Annotated in this window: 21 protein-coding genes; 13 read left to right on the forward strand and 8 right to left on the reverse strand. The window is 71.3% G+C overall.

Annotation, left to right across the window (positions count from 1 at the left end):
- Window positions 1–27 precede the first annotated feature (27 nt).
- Window positions 28–1,584 carry a putative glycoside hydrolase gene (locus ACFYZL_RS06705; RefSeq protein ID WP_384746964.1) on the reverse strand — a complete coding sequence of 519 codons (1,557 nt, stop codon included), beginning with the start codon at window positions 1,582–1,584 and terminating at the stop codon, window positions 28–30.
- Between the two features lie 276 nt (window positions 1,585–1,860).
- Here ACFYZL_RS06705 and ACFYZL_RS06710 point away from each other — a divergent pair, with 276 nt between their 5' ends.
- From ACFYZL_RS06710 to gap, 3 genes are all read left to right on the forward strand, one after another.
- Entirely contained in the window at window positions 1,861–2,871 is a 1,011-nt protein-coding gene (locus ACFYZL_RS06710; RefSeq protein WP_384746962.1) for a polysaccharide deacetylase family protein, read from the forward strand.
- A 128-nt stretch (window positions 2,872–2,999) separates the two neighbouring features.
- Window positions 3,000–3,956 (forward strand): GlxA family transcriptional regulator, encoded by a 957-nt coding sequence (locus ACFYZL_RS06715; protein ID WP_384746960.1) that lies wholly within the window; start codon window positions 3,000–3,002, stop codon window positions 3,954–3,956.
- A gap of 117 nt (window positions 3,957–4,073) precedes the next feature.
- On the forward strand, window positions 4,074–5,072 hold the full coding sequence (gap, locus tag ACFYZL_RS06720) for a type I glyceraldehyde-3-phosphate dehydrogenase (protein WP_388676680.1): 999 nt from the start codon (window positions 4,074–4,076) through the stop codon (window positions 5,070–5,072).
- Window positions 5,073–5,202: 130 nt separating this feature from the next.
- On the opposite strand, the gene ACFYZL_RS06725 is transcribed toward gap, so the two are convergent.
- Window positions 5,203–6,039, reverse strand: a complete 837-nt coding sequence (locus tag ACFYZL_RS06725) for a MurR/RpiR family transcriptional regulator (protein WP_388676683.1) — start codon at window positions 6,037–6,039, stop codon at window positions 5,203–5,205.
- 148 nt (window positions 6,040–6,187) lie between these two features.
- Between ACFYZL_RS06725 and ACFYZL_RS06730 the strand changes: the two genes are divergently transcribed.
- A complete protein-coding gene (locus ACFYZL_RS06730) occupies window positions 6,188–7,000 on the forward strand; it encodes an EamA family transporter (RefSeq protein WP_388676943.1) in 813 nt (270 codons plus the stop codon).
- A 289-nt stretch (window positions 7,001–7,289) separates the two neighbouring features.
- Here the strand turns inward: ACFYZL_RS06730 and ACFYZL_RS06735 are convergent, their stop codons facing one another.
- On the reverse strand, window positions 7,290–8,018 hold the full coding sequence (locus ACFYZL_RS06735) for a DUF4240 domain-containing protein (RefSeq protein ID WP_388676686.1): 729 nt from the start codon (window positions 8,016–8,018) through the stop codon (window positions 7,290–7,292).
- 179 nt (window positions 8,019–8,197) lie between these two features.
- Here ACFYZL_RS06735 and ACFYZL_RS06740 point away from each other — a divergent pair, with 179 nt between their 5' ends.
- Entirely contained in the window at window positions 8,198–8,728 is a 531-nt protein-coding gene (locus tag ACFYZL_RS06740; RefSeq protein ID WP_388676689.1) for a hypothetical protein, read from the forward strand.
- Window positions 8,729–8,777: 49 nt separating this feature from the next.
- Here the strand turns inward: ACFYZL_RS06740 and ACFYZL_RS06745 are convergent, their stop codons facing one another.
- The 3 genes from ACFYZL_RS06745 to ACFYZL_RS06755 all read right to left on the reverse strand — a co-directional run bounded on the left by ACFYZL_RS06745 (window position 8,778) and on the right by ACFYZL_RS06755 (window position 11,914).
- Entirely contained in the window at window positions 8,778–9,824 is a 1,047-nt protein-coding gene (locus ACFYZL_RS06745) for a S66 peptidase family protein (RefSeq protein ID WP_388676692.1), read from the reverse strand.
- A gap of 39 nt (window positions 9,825–9,863) precedes the next feature.
- On the reverse strand, window positions 9,864–11,252 hold the full coding sequence (locus ACFYZL_RS06750) for a Fic family protein (RefSeq protein WP_388676695.1): 1,389 nt from the start codon (window positions 11,250–11,252) through the stop codon (window positions 9,864–9,866).
- Between the two features lie 86 nt (window positions 11,253–11,338).
- A complete protein-coding gene (locus ACFYZL_RS06755; RefSeq protein WP_388676698.1) occupies window positions 11,339–11,914 on the reverse strand; it encodes a DUF6817 domain-containing protein in 576 nt (191 codons plus the stop codon).
- A 196-nt stretch (window positions 11,915–12,110) separates the two neighbouring features.
- On the opposite strand from ACFYZL_RS06755, the gene ACFYZL_RS06760 reads away from it, so the two are divergent.
- From ACFYZL_RS06760 to ACFYZL_RS06770, 3 genes are all read left to right on the forward strand, one after another.
- Window positions 12,111–12,668 carry a DM13 domain-containing protein gene (locus ACFYZL_RS06760; RefSeq protein WP_384746947.1) on the forward strand — a complete coding sequence of 186 codons (558 nt, stop codon included), beginning with the start codon at window positions 12,111–12,113 and terminating at the stop codon, window positions 12,666–12,668.
- 135 nt (window positions 12,669–12,803) lie between these two features.
- A complete protein-coding gene (locus tag ACFYZL_RS06765) occupies window positions 12,804–13,694 on the forward strand; it encodes an SDR family NAD(P)-dependent oxidoreductase (RefSeq protein ID WP_388676701.1) in 891 nt (296 codons plus the stop codon).
- 66 nt (window positions 13,695–13,760) lie between these two features.
- The gene (locus tag ACFYZL_RS06770) at window positions 13,761–14,342 is read left to right on the forward strand and encodes a TetR/AcrR family transcriptional regulator (RefSeq protein WP_384746943.1); all 582 of its coding nucleotides are present in this window, start codon (window positions 13,761–13,763) and stop codon (window positions 14,340–14,342) included.
- 46 nt (window positions 14,343–14,388) lie between these two features.
- Here the strand turns inward: ACFYZL_RS06770 and ACFYZL_RS06775 are convergent, their stop codons facing one another.
- Window positions 14,389–15,147 (reverse strand): SDR family oxidoreductase, encoded by a 759-nt coding sequence (locus ACFYZL_RS06775; protein WP_384746941.1) that lies wholly within the window; start codon window positions 15,145–15,147, stop codon window positions 14,389–14,391.
- Window positions 15,148–15,346: 199 nt separating this feature from the next.
- On the opposite strand from ACFYZL_RS06775, the gene ACFYZL_RS06780 reads away from it, so the two are divergent.
- Window positions 15,347–16,276, forward strand: a complete 930-nt coding sequence (locus ACFYZL_RS06780; protein WP_388676705.1) for a helix-turn-helix transcriptional regulator — start codon at window positions 15,347–15,349, stop codon at window positions 16,274–16,276.
- 420 nt (window positions 16,277–16,696) lie between these two features.
- On the forward strand, window positions 16,697–18,568 hold the full coding sequence (locus ACFYZL_RS06785) for an ABC transporter ATP-binding protein (RefSeq protein ID WP_388676946.1): 1,872 nt from the start codon (window positions 16,697–16,699) through the stop codon (window positions 18,566–18,568).
- A gap of 24 nt (window positions 18,569–18,592) precedes the next feature.
- Here the strand turns inward: ACFYZL_RS06785 and ACFYZL_RS06790 are convergent, their stop codons facing one another.
- Window positions 18,593–19,702: a substrate-binding domain-containing protein gene (locus tag ACFYZL_RS06790; protein ID WP_388676708.1), complete on the reverse strand. Its 1,110-nt coding sequence runs from the start codon at window positions 19,700–19,702 to the stop codon at window positions 18,593–18,595.
- A gap of 351 nt (window positions 19,703–20,053) precedes the next feature.
- Between ACFYZL_RS06790 and ACFYZL_RS06795 the strand changes: the two genes are divergently transcribed.
- From ACFYZL_RS06795 to ACFYZL_RS06805, 3 genes are all read left to right on the forward strand, one after another.
- On the forward strand, window positions 20,054–20,602 hold the full coding sequence (locus tag ACFYZL_RS06795; protein WP_388676711.1) for a hypothetical protein: 549 nt from the start codon (window positions 20,054–20,056) through the stop codon (window positions 20,600–20,602).
- 77 nt (window positions 20,603–20,679) lie between these two features.
- Window positions 20,680–21,345: a hypothetical protein gene (locus tag ACFYZL_RS06800; protein ID WP_388676714.1), complete on the forward strand. Its 666-nt coding sequence runs from the start codon at window positions 20,680–20,682 to the stop codon at window positions 21,343–21,345.
- Window positions 21,346–21,508: 163 nt separating this feature from the next.
- Window positions 21,509–22,678 carry an aminotransferase class V-fold PLP-dependent enzyme gene (locus ACFYZL_RS06805; protein WP_384746931.1) on the forward strand — a complete coding sequence of 390 codons (1,170 nt, stop codon included), beginning with the start codon at window positions 21,509–21,511 and terminating at the stop codon, window positions 22,676–22,678.
- The last annotated feature ends 12 nt before the right edge of the window (window positions 22,679–22,690 follow it).

Here is a 22,690-nt window from a genome sequence, read left to right on the forward strand (position 1 = left end):
GCCGGGCACCGGCTGCGATCGGCCGTGTCAGTGCGCGGAGATCTGCTGGAGCGCCGCACCCTGGTAGCGGGCGCCGGCATTCCACAGGATGAAGGAGTTCATCTTGTTCGCCGCCGCGGCCTTGATCTGAGCGGCCACCTCCGTCGGCCCGTAGGTGCTGCCCATCGAGAAGTCCTGCAGCCACGGCACGACTTCTGCCTGGGTCCCCTTCACCTGCCGGGCGAAATCGGCGAGCGAGCGCTGCACGATCGCGTACGGAGCGGTGTCGGGCTGTGCGACGCCGTATTCGCCCGGTCCCCAGTGGGACGGGTAGACCATGGGCGCGATGTAGTCGGTGACCTTCGCCAGCGCCCCGATGTCCTGGGCGATCTCGGTGGGCCGGGTCGCGGCGATGCCGAACACCGAGACGCCCAGGTACGTCGCGTGCGGACGAAGGGCGGTCCGCGTGTCGGCGACGAAGGAGGTGATGGACTGTTCCGGCGTGGCGGACCCGATGCCCGGGAAGCGCATGTGTCCCAGCGGCCCGTCGGGCCGGCGCACGTAGTCGTAGAGGACGTCGTCGAAGCCCAGCCGGGCCGCTTCGACGGCAAGGTCCTGGTTGTACTTGCGCACCGTCGGGTCGGCGAAGTTGGTGAAGGACAGGGCTCCGTAGTGGCCGCCGTCGTAGGGCTGCCCCTCGGGGGTCAGTACGAGCTGGTTGCGCTTCCCGTCCTTCCAGGCGGCCGCGGCGAGCTTCGGGTCGCGGAAGGCGACGATGCGGCCGATGACCTGAGCGCCGGCGGCGTGGAGTTCGGCGATCGCCTTGCGGGCGTCGTAGTAGCCCTTGGCCGCGCCGATCTGTCGGGCCAGCGGCACCTGGGAGGCGTGCCCGACCTCGCCGTCCTCGTCCTTGACGTCGAGTTCGACGGCGTTGAGCTTGCCGCTGCGCACCAGGGAGAGGACGTTGCCCCGCAGGGTGTCGTCGCCCCAGCCGATGGCGGTGATGTGCGCGGCGCGGATCATCGGGCGGCGGCCCCGGGCGGACACGGCCTTGGTGGTGGTGTTCCCCGCGCGGTCGACGGCGGTGATCGTCACCACTCGGGTGCCCTTGGGCACCGTGGTCTTGAAGGCTCCGGATCCGTCGACGGGAACCTTCTTGCCGTCGACGGTCACCCGGGAGTCGGGGGACGCGTTGCCGGTGATGGTCACGGGAGCGCCGCCGTTCGTGACCGCGGGGTCCGCGACCTTCAGGTCGGGCGGTGTGGAGTCCACGGTGAAGCCGACGACTCTGCGGTACGAGGCGAAGGGGAGGCTCGTGCCGCCCGCCACCACCAGGGTGTGTCGCCCCTCGGTCAAGGGCGGCAGGCCCAGTCGCAGCCGGGCGCCCTGCTCCGCGGTGACGGGAACCTTCGCGCCGTCGAGGGCGACCTGCATCCTGTCCCGCCGGCCGGCCGTGTCGGCGTCGAGGTAGGCGCTGATCTGCGCGGCCTTTCGGCCATCGAGGACGGCTCCGTCGGCGAGACCTTCCACTCCCGGCCCCGACGCGAGGAACATCCAGGCCCCGCCACCGGCCACGGCCAGTGCGAGCACTCCGGTCGTCGCCATGAGGCCTCGCCGGCGGGCGGGCCGGCGAAAGCCGGAGGAAGAGGAGGAGCGGGATATGTACCTCTTGGCCATCATGATGTCCTTCGCGCTGTGACCGGATGGTGCCTCCATTGATTGCCGTCCGGGCGCACGGATCCTCCGTTCCGAGCGGATTTCACGCGAACGGCCGGGTCCCGCCCCGGCGTGGCGGCTCGGCCATCCAGGGGATCGTGCGATAGGGGCACCCTCGCCGCCGGTAGGTATGGCTCGTCCGCTTCGTCTCGGGAGGGTCCCCGCATGCGCCACCCGTTCGTACCGCTCTGCGCCCTGGCCGGCGCCGCCGCCCTGCTCGCCGCGGGCTGCTCCCCGGGGTCCTCACCGACCGCCGGGCAGCGCCGGACGGCTCCATCGGCCGCTGCCGCGGTCGGCGCCGCGAAGTCCCCGGCGGACGTGGGCGCCAACGAGCTGGGCGACGTGCCCGTTCTGATGTACCACCAGCTCACCGCGAAACCGGCCGGCGTCTACGACCGGACCCCGGCCGACTTCCGGGCCGAGCTCGAACGCCTGGCCCGGGAGAACTACGTCCCGGTCACCGCCCAGGCCTTCCAGACCGGCCGCATCGACATCCCGGCCGGAGCGCACCCCGTGGTCCTCACGTTCGACGACTCGACCAACAGCCAGCTGCGCCTCGGCCCGAACGGAGCCCCGGCGGCGGACACGGCTGTCGCCATCCTGACGGAGACGGCGAAGAAGTACCCCTCGTTCAAGCCGGTCGCGACCTTCTTCGTCAACGCGGACGGCTTCTCGGCCACCGGTTCCGCCAAGGCGCTGACCTGGCTGAAGACGCACGGATACGAGGTCGGGAACCACACCGACCGGCACCAGAACCTGCGTTCCCTGGACGAGGCCGGCGCCGCGCAGGCCATCACCGCGGGACAGCGTGCGATCGAGACGGCCGCGCCCGGCACCCGCGTCACCTCTCTCGCCCTGCCGTTCGGCGCCATGCCCCAGTCCGACGCGGTCGCCGCGCGGGGAACGGGCTACCGCTACGACGGGGTGTACCTCGTGGGCGCGAACCCCTCGGTCTCTCCGTACGCCAAGACCTTCACCCCCGGCGCGATCCCGCGGATCCGTTCGGCGGGGCCGAAGGACCCGGACGCCGAGTTCGGTTCGTCGCGCTGGCTCGACAAGCTCGCCGCCGGCCCCGACCGGTACGTCTCCGACGGGGACCCGAACACGGTCGCCTTCCCCCGCGCCTCGCAGGACAAGCTGGCCCCGGCCTTCGCGCCTCGGGCCCGGCCGTACTAGGAGCCTTCCGGCCGACGCGGCAGGGACCCGGCGTGCTCGCGCATGCCGGGGGCCGCGCGAGGGCGCGCCCCCGCTCGACCCCTGTCACCAGGGCCGTCGCCATTCCCGCGCCGCGTACTCTCGTGCCCGTGCCGCCTCCCCATCTCCGCCGTGTCGCCGTTCTCGTCCTCGACGGCGCCAAGCCCCTCGATGTCGGAATCCCCGCCCAGGTGTTCACGACCCGCGCCAGCATGCCGTACGAGGTACGGGTCTGCGGTGCCGCGCCCGGGCTCGTGACCGGGGGCGACGGGTTGTCGTACCACGTGACCCACGGGCTGGAGGCCCTTGCGTGGGCCGACATCGTCTTCGTCCCCGGCTACCGTTCTCCCGACCGCGACGACCCGCCGCAGCCCGTGCTCGACGCGCTGGTCGCCGCCCACGCACGGGGCGCGCGGCTCGCCGCCATCTCGACCGGCGCGTTCGCGCTCGCCGCCACCGGCCTGCTCGACGGCAAGCGGGCCACGACCCACTGGCACTACGCCCGGGCGTTCTCCGCCCGCCATCCGCTCGTCCGGCTCGACGAGAACGTCCTGTTCGTCGACGAGGGCAGCGTACTGACGTCGGCCGGCGCCGCCTCCGGCATCGACCTGTGCCTGCACATCCTGCGGCGCGACCTCGGCGTGGCCGCTTCGAACCACGCGGCCCGGCGGCTGGTCGCGGCCCCGTACCGCAGCGGCGGCCAGGCCCAGTACGTGCCCCGCAGCGTGCCCGAGCCGCTCGGCGAACGGTTCGCCGCCACCCGTGACTGGGCCCTGCACCGGCTCGGCGAGCCCCTCACCCTCGAAGCGCTCGCCGTGCACGCGGGGGTCTCGCCGCGTACGTTCTCGCGGCGCTTCGCCGAGGACACCGGGTACACGCCGATGCAGTGGGTCATGCGTGCCCGGATCGACGTGGCCCGGGAGCTGCTGGAGCGTTCGGAGCGGAGCGTCGAGCAGATCGCCGCCGATGTCGGTCTCGGGACCGGGTCGAATCTGCGGCTGCACTTCCACCGCATCCTCGGGACCACCCCGACCGACTACCGGCGCACCTTCACCCGGGGTGAATAGGCGAAAACGACCGCCGACGGCTCCTGTGGCGGGATCCTTGCGAACCGTGGCGATCTCGCCGCTGTCGCGGGCGGGTGACGGGAGCGAACCTGATGGCGAACGAAAGGGACATCGCTCATGACTCGCATCGCCATCAACGGATTCGGCCGCATCGGACGCAACGTGCTGCGCGCGCTGCTCGAACGCGACAGCGACCTGGAAGTCGTCGCCGTCAACGACCTCACCGAGCCCACCACGCTCGCGCGGCTGCTCGCCTACGACACCACCGCGGGTCGGCTCGGACGTCCGGTGACCGTGGACGGTAACGCGCTCGTCGTCGACGGCCGCCGCATCACCGTGCTGGCCGAACGCGAACCCGAGCAGCTGCCGTGGGCCGAGCTCGGCGTCGACATCGTGCTGGAGGCGACCGGCCGCTTCACCTCGGCCGAGGCCGCCCGCGGCCACATCAAGGCGGGCGCGCGCAAGGTGCTCGTCAGCGCGCCGTCCGACGGCGCCGATGTCACGCTCGCGTACGGGGTCAACACCGACGCCTACGACCCGGCCGCGCACACGATCGTCTCGAACGCCTCGTGCACGACCAACGCACTGGCCCCGCTGGCCGCGGTACTCGACGACCTCGCCGGCATCGAGCACGGCTTCATGACCACAGTGCACGCCTACACTCAGGAGCAGAACCTGCAGGACGGCCCGCACCGCGACGCCCGGCGCGCCCGCGCCGCGGCCGTCAACATCGTGCCGACCTCGACGGGCGCCGCCAAGGCGATCGGCCTCGTGCTGCCGAACCTCTCGGGCAAGCTGTCGGGCGACTCGATCCGCGTGCCGGTCCCGGTGGGCTCGATCGTCGAGCTCAACACCACCGTCGCGCGCGACGTGACGCGCGAGGAGATCCTGGAGGCGTACCGCGCCGCGGCGGCGGGATCGCTCGCGGGGGTCCTGGAGTACTCCGAAGACCCGCTCGTCTCCGCCGACATCACGGGCAACCCCGCCTCGTCGATCTTCGACTCGGAGCTGACCCGCGTCGACGGCCGCCACGTCAAGGTGGTCGCCTGGTACGACAACGAGTGGGGCTTCTCGAACCGCGTGATCGACACGCTCACCCTCCTCGCCGCCGGCTGACTCGGAGACGTTCGGAGGCTCCCCCCTCCGTCCGAGCAGCACAGGGCCCCACCCGTCACGTACCGACGGGTGGGGCCCTTCGCCGTGAGGGCGGGCAACCGTGTCGGCCGGGGCCCTACCGGGCGGGCCGTCAGTAGGAGTGGTCGACCGTGACGTCCGCCGACAGGCGCAGCGCCGCTTCGGCCGGCGCCCCGCGCAGTTCCAGCAGCGTGAGGGTGAGTGCGTCGATCACGGTGAGGTGGGCCAGGCGGCTGGCGACGGTTTCGAGTCCGAAGACCAGGTCCTGGCCTCCCGCCACCAGCGTGCAGTCGCCGGCCTCGCTCAAGGGCGAGCGGGCGTAGCTCGTGAGGGCGACGACCCGGGCACCGCCCTGTCGGGCACCCCGGGCGGCGTCCACGGTGCTGCGGGTGGCGCCCGTGTGGCTGATGGCCAGGCAGGCATCGGCGGACGTCAGCTGCGAGGCGGCCAGTTGCGCGGTCAGGGGGTCCGCCGGCGCGTCGACCGCGAAACCCAGCGCGCGCAGCCGGTACGCGGTGTCCAGCACGACCGCGCCGGACAGCCCCGCGCCGACCACCAGCACCCGGGAGGCCGCGTCGATCAGTCCGGCCGCCGTTCGCAGGTGCTCCGGGGTCACCGTCGCCGCCACTCCGTCCAGGGCCTCCCGGGCGGCGCGGACCGTGTCGGCCAGGGCGCGGGCGGCCGGGTCCCGATCCTTGGAGGGCTCCTGGGCGGGTGCCTGCCGGGCGGCGGCGATCTTCAGCTCCTGGTACCCGCGGAACCCCAGCCGCTGGCAGGCCCGTACGACCGTGGACGGCGCGGTGCCGGCGAGTGCGGCGACGTCGCTGACGCTGAGGTGCACCAGCTCGGCCCCCTTGTCCAGGACGACCTGCGCCACCCGCGCCTCGGTTTCCCGCAGGTCGGGCAGATGGGCCCGGATGTGCGCGGCGAGCCCGGCGCCTGATGCCACCGACCCATACTCCACGGAATGAATTTCCATACGGTTACCCTAACAAGGAATTTCATTCCACAGCCTGCCGTGAGGAGCGAACGTGCCCGCACACCTGCCGTCCCTATCGGGCCCCGCCGCCGTGCCCGTCGTCGTCCTCGCCTCGGCGATGCTGCACGCCCTGTGGAACGGACTCACCCACGGGCTGCGCGACAAACTGGCCGGCTTCACGCTCATCAGCCTCGCCTCCGCGGGCTGCGGGGCCGTCCTCGTCTGCCTCGCCCCGCTGCCCGACCCTGCGGCCTGGCCGTACATAGCCGCCTCCGCCGCGCTTCAGGTCGCGTACCAACTCCTGCTCCTGCGCGCCTACCAGCTCGGCGACTTCGGACAGATGTACCCCACCGCCCGGGGCACCTCTCCGCTCGTGGTGGCCCTGGTCTCCACCGCCTTCCTCGGCCACGCCCTGCCCGCCGGGCAGGCCCTCGGCATCGCGGTGATCTCCTGCGGCCTGGCCGGTCTCGCCCTCGCGGACGGAATCCCCGGCCGGGCCCAACTGCCCGCGCTGGCCGCCGCGCTCGGCACCGGCGTGATGATCGCCTCGTACACCCTCGTCGACGGCAACGGCGTCCGCGCCTCCGGAACGGTCTTCGGCTACATCGCCTGGCTCTACCTCTGCCAGGGACTCGTCCTCCCTCTCATCGCCTGGGCCCGCCGGGGGCCTTCCCTGCTCGCCACGCTGCGCCCGATGTGCGGCCGCGGCCTGCTCGGCGGACTGCTCTCGCTCCTCGCGTACGGGCTCGTCGTATGGGCGCAGTCCCGCGGCGACCTCTCCACCATCGCCGCCCTGCGGGAGACCAGCATCGTCTTCGGCGCCCTGATCGGTGCGGTCGTGTTCCGTGAACGCCTCGGCCACCGGCGCATCACCGCGAGCATCACCGTCCTGGCGGGGATCGCGGTGCTGCAGTTCACGGGCAGCGCGTGAGGCGCGGTCGACCCCTCGGCCCTCCCCCACGCCGCGGCCCCGCCGTGAGTTGCCCGCCCTCGACCTGATCGAGGGTCGTAGCGTCGGCGGCCATGGCATCCCTCGACACCGCCCGGCCCGCCTCGGTCCGCTCGGCCCTTCCTCGCACGTATCTGACAGATCGCCTCGTTGCTCGGGGCTCCGGTGGGCGCCGTACTCGCCGCGGCCGCCGGGCCGACCGGCGCGGCCCCCGCCGATGCGGGCACGTTCGCGATCGTCCTCGTGGGCCGGGGCAGCCCTTGGGCAGTGGTCACTTGTGGAGATCGGGCCAGCCGTCGGCGTTCGAGCAGGTCTCGAAGTCGTAGCGGGTGAGACGGTCCCATTCCGTTCCGGTCACCTGCTCGAACACCTCCTCGTGGACGTAGAGGAGTTCCTCGCATTGCAGTGCGGTGAACGGTGCGAATCGCTCGGGATGACCGAAGACACTCTCGTATGTCCGGCGGCCGGCGGCCACGACGGCAGCCCGCGAGTACAGGAAACCGTCGTCCGACTGCGGAAACGGCGAACCATCGGCCGACTCCATCCCGAGTACGGGGAGCGTGCCGAAATCTGCCTGGTCCAGACGGTAGAGGGCTTCGGCAAGTCGCTCACCGAAGCCGATGATCTGCCCCACAGGCTCACGCGAGAGGGTCTCGGCCAGACGCCCACATGCGTCCTCGAAGCCTTGGCAGGTCTCGATGCCGGCCTCACCACCGAGCACCTCGACGAGCTGCCAGAACCGCTCCCAGGTCATCACCGGCAGGCTCTGGTCGACGCCGCTGTTCGGCGGGGGCACCGACTTGTTCCCGACGTGATCGTTTTCGTCGTCCTCGTCGCCGAACGACTCGTCGCTCCATCTGAACCAGGTCTGCCCGTCCTGAACGTGGAGCAGGAACTCGGCAACCGGCCCCGCCGGCGACAGGAGGGACAGGGCCTTCCTGATCTCGTCGTAAGTGTCGCCATCACACTCAACCCCTGCTTCTCTGCTGCGGTACCTCACCGTCCGGAGTCTCACATGCCCCTGTGACAGGGCGGTCCGGGAGGCGATCACCAGGGAATATGGCTGCCGGGTGCCGAACGGGATGTGTGAGACTCCCCTCTGATGATCACTCGGGGGGAGTTTCCACGTTGAACGCGTTTTTGAAGAGGGTGTGGATCGGACTGGCCGCGACCTTGATCGTGAGTCTGGCTGCCGTGGTCATGCCGGACCAGGTTCAGATCGGAGACAACGGGCGCGTGCACCTGGGCGCGCCCGAGTCCAAGGCGTCCGCATCCGCGTCGGCGCCCGCGCCGGAGCCCGAACCCACGTCACCGCCCCTCACGCGGGACGAGGTGGACGAAGTGATCGGGACGGCCGTGCGCGCGGCGGGGCTCGACCCGGAGCAGGGCAAGTCGACGGTCCCGGCCGGATCCAACCTGAACAGGACGGGCTGGATGGCCGTCCGGGAGAAGGCCGCCGCAGAGTCCGAGATGAAGGCGATCTGTGCGGACCTGGAGCGCCAGGGCTGGGTGCTGAACCCGAGCGGCGACACCGCCGACCTCTCCCGCAGCTACAAGCGCGGAGGCTGGTACCTGCTGGTGAGCAGGCGCGGGCAGACCCAGGCGCCGTCCAACACCCTGACCGACTCGCAGACCTACCTGACCATGACCGGGCTCCAGCTCAACCTGTCCGACCTACCCCTCCCCGCGGTCACCGTCAGCATGCGCTGACCCGTCACACCAGGGCTCGCAGCGCGGCCGCCCCGTGCGCGCATGGCCGTCAGTACGTCACCGTGATCCGCCGCGCGGGGCCGTCGACCCTGACCGTTCCGCCGTAAGGGACCACCAGTTGGGGATCGGTGTGCCCCAAGTCGACGTCGAAAACGGCCATGGTGTGCGGGGCGTACGTCGCCAGCGCGCGCAGCACCGCTTCGCGTTGCTCGGCGGCGTGGCGCAGCTTTTCCTCCGCCGTGTTCGGCCGCTGGAAGGACCATGCCTTGGCGCGGCCCATCAACAGGGCCGGGAAGCGCGCCAACAGGCCTCGCTCGCCCATGCTGCGCAAGATCCGGAAGACCTCCTCCCCGCTCGGCAGCTCCTCCGACGTCTCCAGGAACAGCACGCCGCCCTCGTAGCCGGCCGGGTCGCGTGCGATCTCGCGGTCGGCCATCAGCAGCCACGCGAGGATCTCCAGATTGCCGCCCCAGGCACGGCCTTCGACGAGCCGATCGGGCCGGTGCCAGATCCAGCCGCCGGCCGGCTGCGAGTCCGGCTCCCTGTCGAAGGTGGCCGGCTCGGCCCAGTCCCGGTCGGTGTCGCGGTAGCGGGTGGCGGGGCGGAGTTCGTACGGGCCGGAAGTGAACAAGGCCGCGCGTATCGAGTCGGCGGTCATGGGGTGGAGTGCGTGGGGGCGGCCGAGCTCGGTCATCAGGCAGGCGCCGTGGTAGGCGACGATGCCGAGGTTGTACAGGAAGGCCAGCAGGTTGGTGTTGTCGCTCGTTCCGAAGAAGGGCTTGGGATTGGCGCGGATCAGCTCACGGTCCAGCAGGGGAAGCACGGTGATCTGGTCGTCGCCGCCGATGCTGGCCATCACCGCCCTGACCGAGGGATCGGCGAACGCGGCGTGGATGTCGTCGGCGCGTTCCCTGGGGGTGGATCCCATGGTGCGGGTGGCCGGGTACTCGACCGGTTCGAGGCCGAAGTCCTCACGCAGCCGCTTGAGCCCCAGCTCGTACGGGAGGGGGAACAGCTCGGGCAGTCCGGACGAGGGGGAGATGATCGCCATGCGGTCACCGGGCACGGGCTTCGGAGGATATGCGGGCGCGGTCATGACCGTCAGGCCAGAGGTCCGATCGACGACCGATCATCTTCATTTCGGACGGGGATTCCCCGTTCGGTCGGCGGCGCGGCGCCGGGTCTCCTCGAGATGGACGTTGATGTAGCGGGTGAGGTTCAGCGGGTCCTGAGGATGGCCGGCCTGGAAGGTGATGCGGCGCAGCAGGCCGATCCCGTCGAGTGCGATGCCCTCGCGGGCCAGGACGAAGACGAGGGCGAGGAAGGCGGAGCGGGCGTTTCCGTCGTCGAAGGGGTGGAAGAAGCAGATGTCGAGATAGGCGCGGGCCGCGCGGGCGGTCAGGCCGAGAGGTCCGCCCTCGTCGGATGCGCTCTCGGCCAGGCACGCGTCGAAGCGGGCCGGTGTGTCCGGTTCGATGCCGTAGCGCTCTCGGCCTCCCTTGGCGAAGGCCGGCACGTCGCGGAACCGCGGCGGCTGCGGGGTGCCCAGGAGTCGCTGTTGCCAACTGGCGAGCAATGCGAAGTCGAGCCGCGCCCCGCGTGCCGCGTCGACTCGGAGCAGTTCGAGAGCGCTGAGCAGGCCTTCGGCCCGGGCGGGGTCGATGGCGCGGTCGAAGGCGCGCACGTCCTGCGCCGCTCCGTCGCGGACGGGCACCACCGGTCCGTCCGCGCCGCCGTCCGGGACCTCGTGCCACGGCACCGACTCGCGCACGGCGAGCCAGCGCCGCAAGTGATCCGGTGCCGGCATCTCCGGGCCCGGGCCGCCGATGCCCGGGTGCAGGGAGAGCGCCAATTGCTCCGCGATGTCGTCGACCAACACCGCGTCGGGACCGGACCAGCTGCGGAAACGTCCTCCGATCGCCTCGCCCACCAGCCCCTGCGCCACGTCCGGCGCCACTCCCCATCGGCTGAGGAACCACGTCAGCACCTGGTGGCAGTGGCCGTACCAGCCGCTGCCGCACCCGGTACGGTCGACGACCTGCAGGATCAGATTCCGCGCCGCGCGCTCCCACAAGATCCGTTGGTCTTCGATGTCGGTCAGGTCCAACGGGTACGCCTCGAACCAACCGGCGAGGTTCTCCAGCCACGCGCGCCATTCGCACAGGGCCGCCTCGACACGGGCCAGTGTCTCTTCCGGCGTGGTGATCGAGTCCCGCGGGCAGCACCAGTTGCCCACCGGTCCGCCGTCGAAATCCCCCTCGTCGTGCGCCCAGCGCCACCCGACGGTCCAGCGGCCATAGTGCCGGATGAGGGCGTACGACATGGCGTCGGCCCAGGACTTGGCCACGCCACCGCTCCAAGCGCTCATCGCAGGGTCCGCGAAGGAGGTGTCGGGGCGGATGGGCACGCACGCGGCCGGGCCGAGTCCCCGCACGACCTGCGCCGCGGACGCGCTGTCGAACGGCTGACGGGCGGGGTCCACTTCGTCCCAACTCAGGAAGCCGGGAGACAACTCAACGATCACCGCGCAAGGTTGCCACGCGCACCCGGCGCGGCTTCAAGTGGATTTCCCGGCTCGCCTCGGAGGCGTACGCCGTCAGCCGGTACGGGTCAGCCGAGGACCGCGGTCACATCGCGAAGGGTCGCCTCCGACAGAAGCGGGGTCCAGCCTGTGAAGAGTTCGAGCAGGGCCGCCCCGTTGCGTTCGCGGAAGGACTCGTTCACCTTGGCCAGGTCCAGTTCGTTGGCCACCGTCAGCTCGGCGAAGTCGCGGCGCTGCTGCAGGGACGGGGTGAACTCCTCACCGGTGAAGCGGTCCCGGAAGGTCACCGCCGTCTCGTCCGGGGAGGCGAGGCTGGGGTAGGAGGCCTTGCGGTCGCAGCTGGCGTAGAAGTACACGAGCCCTTCCGCCTCCGCGCCGATCGCCTCGGCGAGGCGGGCGCGCTCGGAGAGTTCCAGGAGGCTCAACGGCAACCCGTCCGTACCGTAGAAGGCGTGGCACAGGGCCGCGGTCTGCAGGGCGGGCCGTGCGCCCCACTCGGCGAGCAGCGCCTCCACGCGCAGCAGATGGGCGAGCAGCGTACCGCCGGAGTGTTTGGTGGTCTCGGCTCCCAACTCCTTCAGCAGGGCGATCGCCGGAGAGTCGGTGTTCGTGTCATCGCTGTTCGTGTCGTCGCTGCGCATCATGTGCTCATCATGACGAGCTCCCCCCGCCCGCGTCCGCCGGGACCGACATGCGGACACCGGAACCATGCCGGCGCCCTCGCGCCCGGGCCGGCGAACCACCCGATCCCGCCGTAAGGACTTCGTCATCAGTGCCGCTCTGGGCTCCATGCTCACGGTGCCGTTGAATGCGTCCTGAACGACGACGAAGGAGCGCGAAGTGGGACGTGAGGGCGGGCGGCGCAGGCCGCTGACGTTGGTGGCGGTGGCCGTGGCAACTGCGCTGGTGGCGTTGGGGCTGTACTGGTTCGAGCCGTGGAAACTGTGGCAGGACGAGAGGGTCAGCGAAGCGCTGCCCGCTTCGGCTCCGGGCAACCCGGGCGGCGGCGCGGGTTCCGCCTCCGCCGCACCGGCTCAGCCCTCCCCGCGCACCGTCGCCCAGGGAAGTCTGATCAGCCACGAGCACACCACCACGGGCACGGTGAAGATCGTCCGACTGCCGGACGGCTCGCACACCCTGCGCCTGGAGGGGCTGGACACGAGCAACGGGCCGGACCTGCGGGTGTGGTTGACCGACGCCCCGGTCAAGGAGGGTACGGCGGGCTGGCGGGTCTTCGACGACGGCAAGTACGTCAGCCTCGGCAAGCTCAAGGGCAACAAGGGTGACCAGAACTACCCGATCCCCGCGGACGTGAAGCTGTCCGAGTACAGCAGCGTCACCATCTGGTGCGACCGCTTCGACGTCTCCTTCGGCGCGGCCGCTCTGACCTCGACCTGAAGCCGGCTCACCACCACGCGGGCGTGGTGTCCCACGGCCCTCGACCATCCCCGAAACGGATAGACCATCCGGTTGTGTGTTACGTTCTGCCAATCGGATGACCTATCCGTATGCCTGACCGAGGGTGGAGGAGCCATGAGGAAGACAGCCGTGGTCACGGCCGGTACCGCCGGCATCGGCTTGGAGACGGCGCTGGGACTGGCTGCGGCCGGGTTCTCGGTCACCGTGATCGGACGCGACCCCGCCAGGGGCGCGCGGGCGGTCGAACGGATCGACGCCGCGAACCCCGCACATGCCGCCCGGTTCCTGGCCGCCGACCTCGCCTCGCTCCAGGAGGTGCGCGCGCTGGCCGGTCGGCTGTCCGCCGAGCACGCCGCGGCGGGAACGCCGCTGACCGTACTGGTGAACAACGTCGGGGCGATGTTCCCCGATCGGCGGGACCTGGACGGCGTCGAGGCATCCTTCGTCGTCAACCACCTCTCGCCCTACCTGCTGACCGAACTGCTCCTTCCCACGCTCACGGCCGGCGCGCCGAGCAGGGTCGTGAACGTCACCTCGGGCGCGGTCGGAGTCGCGAAGCGCGTGTTCGACGCCGTCGAGCCGCCCGGCGGCTACTACGGCTTCCACTGGTACGGCCGCGCGAAGCTCGCCAACCTCGCCTACACGCTCGACCTGGCGAAGCGGCTGGACGGCACGGGCGTATCGGTCTTCGCCGCCGACCCCGGGGGCGCCGCGACCGACATGACCAACGGCACCATGACCGACCCGAGGATCGTCTCCCCCGCCCTGCGGCTGCTGTGGCCGCTGGTGCGCCGTACGTTCCGACGCTCGACCTCCGGCCCGGCGTCCCTGGCGGCCAGGCCCTCGATCACGGCGGCCACCGACGACGCCCTGACCGGCCGCACCGGCATCCTCATCGACGCCCGGGCACGCCCGGCGACCCCGCACCGCATCGCGACCGATCCTCGGGTGGCCGCGGCCGTACGCCGCCTCAGCGAACGGCATGCCCCGCTCACGACCCCCTGACCGCCCACGTACGGCATCGGCCGAGGTCGTGGCATCCCGGATGAGCCATCCGATTACGATGTGCCCATGACGACGACCCCGCTGCGCAAGGACGCGGCCCGCAACTGGGAGCGGATCGTCGCCGTCGCCCGCACGCTGGTCGACGAGGGCACACCGTTGCAGCTCAACGACGTGGCCCGGCGTACCGGACTCGGTGTGGGCACCGTCTACCGGCACTTCGCAACTCCCGAGGCGCTGCTGGAAACCGTCGCGACGCCATCTTTGGAAGCCTTGGTCGCCCACGGCGAGCAGGCGGCGGCCGGCACCGACCCCTGGCCTGCGCTGGAAGGCCTCCTCACCCGCACCGTGGAAGCGCAGGTGACGGACGCCTCGCTGGCCCCGGTCACCGCCGCGGCCGTGGACGCCCTGCCGCGCACGACGGAACTCAAGCAGTCGCTGTGGTCGGTCGGCGCCGCCCTCCTCGACCGGGCCAAGGAGGGCGGAGCGGTCCGCCCCGACCTGACCTCCGGAGATCTGGTCCCGCTCATGTGCGGGATCGCCCACGCCGTGGACGTCCACAGCGGCACCCCCGCCGACCGGATCGCCACCGCCCACCGCTACCTGGCGGCACTCCTCGAAGGCCTGCGCACCACGCCACCGACGACATGAGCCGCGCTCGACGTACGACCGGCGACGGCGGGCGACGTCCGGAGGGTCAGCGCGTGGTGTAGCCGCCGTTGGCGAAGAGGGTCTGGCCCGTGATCCACCAGCCCTCGGTGGCCAGGAAGGTGACGATCGGCGCGATGTCCTCGATCTTCGTCAGCCCGCCGCCCATCGCCTGGGACTTGTGGAAGGCGACCCGCTCCGGGGTCTCCTGGCCGTAGAAGAACGGCGTGTCCATCGGCCCCGGCGCGATGTTGTTGACCGAGATGCCGCGGACGGCGAACTCCTTGGCCGCGGCACGGGTGTAGTGCTCGACGGGGGCCTTGGCACCCGCGTAGGTGGAGTAGCCGTCGGTGAAGGCCGCCAGCAGGGAGGTCACGATGGTGATGACCTTGCCGCCGTCGTTCAGCCGCTTGCCCGCCTCGCGGATGAAGAAGTACGCGGCCTTGGCGTTCACCGCGTGCATCACGTCGTACTCGGCCTCGGTGGTCTCCACAATCGGCTTGCGCAGCACCATGCCCGCGGTGTTCACGGCGACGTCGACGCCGCCGAAGGTCTCCAGCGCCACGTCGAAGACCCGCTCGACGTCGGCGGTCTTCGTCAGGTCGCCCTGGACGGCGACCGCCTCGCCGCCGGCCGCCTTGACCGCCGCGACGGTCGCCTCGGCGTCCGGTGCGGTGCCGTCGGAGTGGTAGTGCACGACGACCTTGGCGCCGTCCGCGCCCGCACTGCGGCTGATCAGTCCGCCCAGGTTCTTCGCACCGGCGCCGACCAGGACGACCTTGCCCGCCAGGGAGTGGTTGTTGTTCATGATCTACGGCTCCTCGCCGGATGAGGGGATCCCCCCGGCTCGGGGGACTCTCGCCGGATCACTGTCCGTCGCGGGGGCCGTCCGGGGCTTGAACAATCCGACGGCCCCTGGAACGAACCGCTCATGATCCCGGCCGGGGCTGGCGGCGAGGGCTCCGCCGGTTCGGCATTCCTCACCCGAAGGGACCAGAATCGACAGCATGGCGACACCCTCGACATCGGCTGCCACCCCGACCCCCACGACGCCCGCGGAGCCCTCTCGGTCCGCGACGGCGGCGTCGTTGATCAAGCCCCATCTGGTCCGGCTCTCCGGAAGCGGCACCGACCTGGACGAGGGTGTGGTCGAGCGTGGTCTGGAACGGGCCGGCGGCGGCTCCGAGGGCGCGGACGGTCCGACCCGGCACGTCGTGGTGGTGCACACCGGCGGCTCGGCCGACCTCAGCTGGACCGTCGACGGGCGCCCCCGGCGCGAGCGCTTCCATCGCGGCCAGGCCCTGGTCAACCCGGCCGGCTGGGCGTCCCGGCCGCGCTGGGAGCAGGACGCGGAACTGATGCTGGTCGCCCTGGAACCGGCCTGGCTGGAGAAGCTCGCCACCGAGAGCGACCTGCCCGGCCCTCTGGAGCTGGCCCCGCTGTACCACCTCACCGACCCGTTCCTGGGCATGCTGGTCGAGCGTCTGGTCGCCGAGTACGAGGGCCCCCGACCCGCCGATCCGCTGTACGCCCAGTCGATGCTGCAGGCGCTCGCGGCCCACCTGATCCGCACCGCCGCGACCCGCGGCCCGCGACTGCCCGAGCGCGAGGGCGGACTCACGCCCAAGAGGCTGAACCGGGTCGTCGACCACATGAACGGCTATCCGGACGGCCGGCTCTCGCTGACCGAGCTCGCCGCCGTGGCGGGGGTCAGCCCCTCGCACTTCACCCGGGCCTTCCGCGCCTCCACCGGCCAGTCCCCGCACCAGTACCTGGTCCGACTGCGCCTGGAACGCGCCCGCCGCGCCCTGCTCACCACGGACACCCCGATCGCAGTGATCGCCCAGCTGTGCGGCTTCGCCGACCAGAGCCACCTCACCCGCACCATGCGCCTGCACACCGGCGTCACCCCGGCGGGGCTCCGCGCCGGCCGGTGACCCTGCGGCACCGGACCGGCGCACTGAAATCACTTGAGCCGGTACACGCCTTGAACGCAACATCGGATGGCCGGACTTCGCCACCGGGCGACCGGCATCTCGGTTGCGTAGCCGAGAACCGCCGTGGCTCCGACGGTGGTCGTCTCGCCCGGCCCCCGATCCGGCCGTGACCCGCCCGATCGGGAGCCGTTCCCTGAGTACCCGTACCAGTACCAGTCGTGCACCCATCCGGAGGACCGCGTGGATCCACTGCCGAACGACGTCGAAACCCCTGCCGTGATCGAACACCCCGAGTCCACCACGGCCGGGTCCGCCGCCGGTGTGTCGGAGTCCGAGCGGCTCCTCTTCGGCGGTGAGCTCGCCTACGACATCGGCTGGGACCAGCACGAAGGTGCGTGGCTGAAGCTCGGGCTCTGGAAGATGGCCAGGGAGTTACCACGCCTGGTGAGGATGGGCGTGCGGCTCGCGCACCTGGCCGATGCCCGCGCGCTGCGCGTGGTCCTGGCCTCCGAGGTCGGTCGCGGCATCGTCCAAGCGGTCGGCCTGGTCGCCGTGAACAGCGTGCTCGGTCACGTCCTCGCGGACGGCAGCACCAACGACCGCCTCACGCGGGCGGTACCCGCCCTCGTGCTCGTGGCGGTCACCGCGTTCGTCGGGTCCCTGCTGCGTTCGGCGTCGACGGCCGCCACCGGCGCCTTGGAGCCGAAGGTGCAGCGGGTGGCCACGGAGCAGTACCTGGGGCTGGTGCACCGTACGGAGCTCTCGGCGATCGAGGACGACGAGTTCCACCGCCTCCTGGACGCGGCCCGGTACGGGGCGGACTCCGCCCGACGGATGATCCGCTACTGCACCAACACCCTGAACGCGGCGGTGTCGTTGATCGCCGCGGCCGGCGTGCTGACCGTCCTGCACCCGGTGCTGCTGCCGCTGCTCGTGCTGATGACGCTGCCGAGCGCGTGGAGTTCGCTCACGATCTCCCGCCAGCGGTACATCTCCTTCCACGCGTTCGTGCAGCACGCCCGCGCCGGGCACCTGCTCGGTCAGTTGCTGACCCAGAAGGAGGCGGCCGCGGAAGTCCGCGTGCACGGCGTCGGCCCGTTCCTGCTGGGTCACTTCCGGACCATGGCCGAGACCAGCGAACGCGAGCAGACCCGGCTGGCCCGCCGGGCCGCGCGGGTCGGCCTCGTGGCAGACGGCGCAGGCGGCACGGCCACCCTGCTCACCTACGGGGCGCTCGGGCTGCTGCTGTGGGGCGGGGCCATGGACCTCGCGGTCGCCGGTACGGCCGTCCTCGCCATCCGCAGCGGCGCCGCCAGCCTGGACACGCTCGTGCTGCAGATCACCGAGCTGCACCAGGAGAGCCTGTTCGTCGCCGACTTCGAGCGGCTGTGCCGGGAAGCCCGGCGGCGGGCGATCCCCACGGGCGGACAGCCGCTGCCCGAGCGGCTGCGGGAGGTCCGGTTCGAGAAGGTCACCTTCACCTACCCCGGCAGCAGCGACACGACGCCGGAGCCCACCCTGCGCGAGGTCAGTCTGACCTTCCCGACCGGGAAGATCGTGGCGCTGGTGGGCGAGAACGGCTCGGGTAAGTCCACGCTGGTCAAGCTGCTGTCCGGCCTGTACCTGCCTGACGAGGCCGGCGGGACGATCTGGTGGGACGACGTCGACGCCCGGAACGCCGACCGCGACCAGGTCTTCGCCCGGGTCGCGCTGATGTCGCAGGACTTCTACCAGTGGCCGTTCACGTACCGGGTGAACGTCGGCATCGGCCAGCCCGGCCAGGCCATCGACGACGACGCCGTCGAGGCCGCCTCCGCGTTCTCCGGGGCCGACCGGGTCCTCGCTGACCTGCCGCGAGGCCTCGGCACGCTGCTGGCGCGCGGCTACCGCGGCGGGCACCAGATCTCGGGTGGCCAGTGGCAGCGCATCGGCATCGCGCGGGCCAAGTACCGGCAGGCGGAGATCCTGATCGTGGACGAGCCCACCAGCGCCCTGGACGCCGTCGCCGAGCAGCGGGTCTTCGACCAGATCAGGGCCTTGGCCGCGACCACCGGCCAGACGATCGTGCTCATCACGCACCGCCTGCATTCGGTACGCCACGCCGACCTCATCCACGTCCTCAAGGACGGCCGGGTCGCGGAGTCGGGCACCTTCGAGGAGCTGATGGACGACGCGACGGGAACCGGGGACTTCCGCGACGCCTACCTGCTCCAGGCGGCGGCCTTCGATGTCGCGGTCCCGACCCAGCCCGCCGGCGACCACGATGCCGTACGCGCCGAGGACCCCGCGTGACGACCTGCGCCCGGGCCCGCGCCGCTACTTCAGGCCGGTCTCCTCGCACGCGGCCTTCAGCCTGTCGGTGCAGATCTCGGCGACCGTGTAGACCTCGTCCTGGACCACGGTGCTCTTGATGTTGCCCTTGTTCAGCGCGATGCCGGGGACCAGCACGGACGGCACCCGCTTGGTGGTCGGGCTGTCGACGAACTGGTTGATGATGCCGTCGATCTTCTCGCCCTCGGCGAGGGTGACGGCCAACTCCGCCGCGGCCGCGGCTTCGGGGGCGTACGGCTTGTAGACGCTCATGAGCTGCTCGCCCGCGACGATCCGCTGCACGGCGGCGAGTTCGGCGTCCTGGCCGGTCACCGGCGGCAGCGGGGACACGCCGGCCGCCTTCAGGGCGGCGATGATGCCGCCCGCCAGGCCGTCGTTGGCCGAGTACACCCCGACGATCTTGCCCTTGCCCAGCGCCGAGATCGCGGCCGTCATGTTGGCGGTGGCCTTCTCCGGCTTCCAGTCGACCGTGTCGTACTCCTTGCCGACGTTCGCCTCGCCGTCGAGGGCGGAGTGCGCGCTCTCCTTGAACTGTCGCGCGTTCGGGTCGGTGACCGAGCCGTTCATCATCACGATCTGGCCGGACTTGGCCTTGTCGCCCAGCGCCTCCAGCAGGGCCTTGCCCTGAAGCATGCCGATGTCGTGGTTGTCGAAGGAGGTGTAGGCGTCGATCGGGCCCTCGGCCAGGCGGTCGTAGGCGACGACCGGGATGCCGGCGTCCTTGGCCTTCTTGACCGCGCCGGCGATGGCCTTGGAGTCCACCGGGTCGATGATCAGGACGTTCACCTTCTTGGCGATCATCGACTCGACCTGCGCGCTCTGAGCAGCCTGATCCTGCTTGGCATTGGCGTAGAGCACCTCGCCCTTGCCCCGGGTGAACTTGCGGACCTCCTTTTCGATGAGCGGCTTGTCGAACTTCTCGTAGCGCGCGGTCTCGTCCTCGGGAAGCAGGAGGCCGACTTTGATCGCGTCGCCCTTGATGGATCCTCCGGCGGGTCTCCCGTCACCTTCGTCCGCGCCGCCGCACGCGGCGAGCGAGACGGTTGCGGCGGAAACGGCGACGGCAACGGCGGCCCGCCCCAGATATGCGTTCACTACGTAAACCTCCCTGACGAGGCCGTGTCCGTTCGGCCGAGGTAGGCGAAGTCAACTCGGCGCTGACACCACCGTCAAGGAGTGAATTCTTAACGAGATGACAACGTTCCCGCAGGTCCCGTTTGCCCATAATCTGCCCCTATTTGCGCATTTTCTTGCTGCGGCTCGGCGGGCTTCGCTTCAATTCGTGAACTTGGAGGGCGGTATCAACGACCGGGACGGCAGCCGTAAAACGACCCGCCGCCACGCCGAAGCACGGCTAATCTCGCGATCATGGCCTTGCGACCCGATGAGTTTTACGACCATGCACGTGCGGCTGCGGATGACGAGCTTCGGCTTCCGTTGGCACGAATGACCGGATGGGACGTCAGCCCCTTCGAGGCGGAGGGCCTACGCGTTTCCGCGCTCCGCCCGCCCGTTCTCCCGGAGGCGCCGCGGCACGGGGAAGACCCGGCGGACTGCGACGAGTGCCGCTCCCGCGACGAAGGCATCTGGCTCGACGACCGCTGGCGACTCGCCCGCATACCGGGCGTCGGCGTACCACTGGTGCTGATGCTCTTCCCGCGCGACCACTACGACTTGGCCGATCTTCCCGACGATCTGGCCGCCGAGCTGGGCGTGCTCACCACTCACATCGTCCGCCACGTGCAGGCACTGCCCCACATCAGTCGAGCCCACGTCTACCGCATCGGGGACGGGGCCGCACACCTGCACGTGTGGTTCTTCGCCCGGCCCGAGGGGCAGGCCCAGTTGTACGGGTCGTGGTTGCCCGTCTGGGACGACCTGCTGCCCGAATACCCGGCCCATGTGGCCGACACGGACGCAACCGCCGTCGCCGACGCGCTGATTGCCTCGTACGGAGGCCGCCGCTCGGACCCGGACAGCCGAACGGGCCCCTGACTCCGCGCCCGCGCTCTTTACGCGCCCCTCGCCATCGCGGTTACCTGGAGGGCACGGCACGAGCCACGGGGGCGGACATGGCGCGATGGCACGGAGGATGGATACGCGGACTGCCGCGCACCGCAACGGCACTGGCCGTACCTCCGCTCGCCGCGGCCCTGGCATTCGGGGTGGCCTGGGAATCGGCGTACGGGTCACTGGGCACCTGGGCGTTCTTCCTCGGTGGGCTGCTGCTCCCCCTGGCCCTGCTCGGCCGGCACGCGGCCCTCGCCGCGCGGCGAGGGGCCCCGCTCATCGCGCTGTCCGCCCTCCCGGCCGGCCTCGGCGCCATCCTCGCGCTCACGTCCGTGGGGCACGGCGTGCTGGAGGACCGGGGCGTCGAGATCGGCTGCGTCGTGCTGAAGATCACCGAGCACACCGAGACCGATTCCTCCATGGACGCCGAGGGCCACTGGACCTCGACGACCCGGACCTCGTACGACCACCTCCTGGACTGCCCCGCAGGCGGCCCTGAGCACCTGGACACCGCCTCACGGCCGGTGAAGGAGGGCGAGTCCCTGGCGGTGGTGTACGACCCGCAGGGCAAGGTCTCCCCGCGGGCTGCCGGGGACGTGCACGGCTGGGGCCTGCGCACCGCGGCCGGAATCGCGGTCGGGACGGCGATGCTCCTGGGGCTGGCCGGCGGGATCCGGGAGGCGTACGAGAAGCGGCGCAGAAGGCCGCCGCGGCCGACGAGGCGGTGAAGCGCCGGTACGCGACGGCTGCGGGGCGAGCGGGAGCCGCGACCCCCGAGCGCGTCACTCCCCCGCGGCCGCCCCGTATCGGGACATGCTGACGGCACCGGCCGTCTGCCCGCGGTCCCCGTCGGCCGGAGCTCTGCGGCGCCACTCACCGGAAGGCTTCCTCATGTCGGCACCCGACCACGCGGTCCCCCTCGCACCGGCGCGTGCGCTGTTCGACATCCCCGACGACATCGCCTACTTCAACACCGCCAGCCTGGCCCCCACCCTGCGTGCCGGGCTACGGGCGGGCGGTGCGGCACTGAAAAGGCGGGCGCAGCCCTGGCGGATCCAGGCCGCCGACTGGTTCGATGCGGCCGAGGAGCGGCGGGGGCTGTTCGCCGCACTGATCGGGGCGGGCGCGGACGACGTCGCGCTGGTGCCGGCGACCAGTTACGGGATGGCGGTGGCCGCCGCCAACCTGGACGCGGCGCCCGGCAGCCGGGTGCTGGTCCTCGCGGACGAGTACCCGTCGGGGATCTACACCTGGTGGCGTTTCACCGAACGCACCGGCGCCCGCATGCTGACCGTACGGCGCGAGGCCGGCCAGACCTGGACCGAAGCGGTGCTGGCCGTTCTCGACGAGACGGTGGCCGTGGTGTCGGTCCCGCAGGTGCACTGGACGGACGGGACCTGGCTGGAGCTGGAGCGCGTCGCCCCGGCCGCGCGTGCCGTGGGCGCGGCGCTGGTCGTCGACGCGAGCCAGTCCGCCGGCGCGGTCCCCTTGGACGTGGCGGTGCTGCGTCCCGACTTCCTGGTCACCGTCGGATACAAGTGGCTGTTGGGGCCCTTCGGTCTGGGCTACCTCTACGTCTCCCCCGCCCGCCAGGACGGGCGGCCGCTGGAGGAGAACTGGATCCTGCGTCAGGACGCGCAGGACTTCGCCCGTCTCGTCGACTACCGCACCGCCTACCAGGGCGGTGCGCGGCGCTTCGACGCCGGGGCGCGCACCGCTTTCGAGCTGACCCCCATGGCCCTGGCCGCCCTGCGTCAACTCACCACCTGGACCGTCCCCCGTATCGCCGCCACTCTGAAGGACACCACCACGCTCGTCGCGGAGCATGCCCGCCAACGCGGCCTGGCCGTCCCCGCCCCCCACGGGCCGCACATGCTCGGGATCACCGTTCCCGCTCGCCTCCAACGGGCCACCGCCCGCGCACTGGAACGAGCGGGCGTGTTCGTCGGAGCCCGCGGCAACGCACTACGGATCAGCCCCCACCTCCACACCACCGCCCACGACGTCGACCGGCTCTTCGATGGTCTCGACACCGCCCTCGACGGCCCACCCGCGCCCTAGTGCCGTGACCGG

Source organism: Streptomyces sp. NPDC001717 (assembly GCF_042892775.1).
Taxonomy (GTDB): domain Bacteria; phylum Actinomycetota; class Actinomycetes; order Streptomycetales; family Streptomycetaceae; genus Streptomyces.

Excerpts from the sequence above, each read along its gene's own strand:
- ACFYZL_RS06705 (WP_384746964.1), bottom strand. The coding sequence starts at position 1,584 with ATGGCGACGACCGGAGTGCTCGCACTGGCCGTGGCCGGTGGCGGGGCC.
- ACFYZL_RS06710 (WP_384746962.1), top strand. The coding sequence starts at position 1,861 with ATGCGCCACCCGTTCGTACCGCTCTGCGCCCTGGCCGGCGCCGCCGCC.
- gap (WP_388676680.1), top strand. The coding sequence starts at position 4,074 with ATGACTCGCATCGCCATCAACGGATTCGGCCGCATCGGACGCAACGTG.
- ACFYZL_RS06730 (WP_388676943.1), top strand. The coding sequence starts at position 6,188 with ATGCTGCACGCCCTGTGGAACGGACTCACCCACGGGCTGCGCGACAAA.
- ACFYZL_RS06745 (WP_388676692.1), bottom strand. The coding sequence starts at position 9,824 with ATGACCGCGCCCGCATATCCTCCGAAGCCCGTGCCCGGTGACCGCATG.
- ACFYZL_RS06755 (WP_388676698.1), bottom strand. The coding sequence starts at position 11,914 with ATGATGCGCAGCGACGACACGAACAGCGATGACACGAACACCGACTCT.
- ACFYZL_RS06765 (WP_388676701.1), top strand. The coding sequence starts at position 12,804 with ATGAGGAAGACAGCCGTGGTCACGGCCGGTACCGCCGGCATCGGCTTG.
- ACFYZL_RS06770 (WP_384746943.1), top strand. The coding sequence starts at position 13,761 with ATGACGACGACCCCGCTGCGCAAGGACGCGGCCCGCAACTGGGAGCGG.
- ACFYZL_RS06775 (WP_384746941.1), bottom strand. The coding sequence starts at position 15,147 with ATGAACAACAACCACTCCCTGGCGGGCAAGGTCGTCCTGGTCGGCGCC.
- ACFYZL_RS06780 (WP_388676705.1), top strand. The coding sequence starts at position 15,347 with ATGGCGACACCCTCGACATCGGCTGCCACCCCGACCCCCACGACGCCC.
- ACFYZL_RS06785 (WP_388676946.1), top strand. The coding sequence starts at position 16,697 with ATGGCCAGGGAGTTACCACGCCTGGTGAGGATGGGCGTGCGGCTCGCG.
- ACFYZL_RS06795 (WP_388676711.1), top strand. The coding sequence starts at position 20,054 with ATGACCGGATGGGACGTCAGCCCCTTCGAGGCGGAGGGCCTACGCGTT.
- ACFYZL_RS06800 (WP_388676714.1), top strand. The coding sequence starts at position 20,680 with ATGGCGCGATGGCACGGAGGATGGATACGCGGACTGCCGCGCACCGCA.
- ACFYZL_RS06805 (WP_384746931.1), top strand. The coding sequence starts at position 21,509 with ATGTCGGCACCCGACCACGCGGTCCCCCTCGCACCGGCGCGTGCGCTG.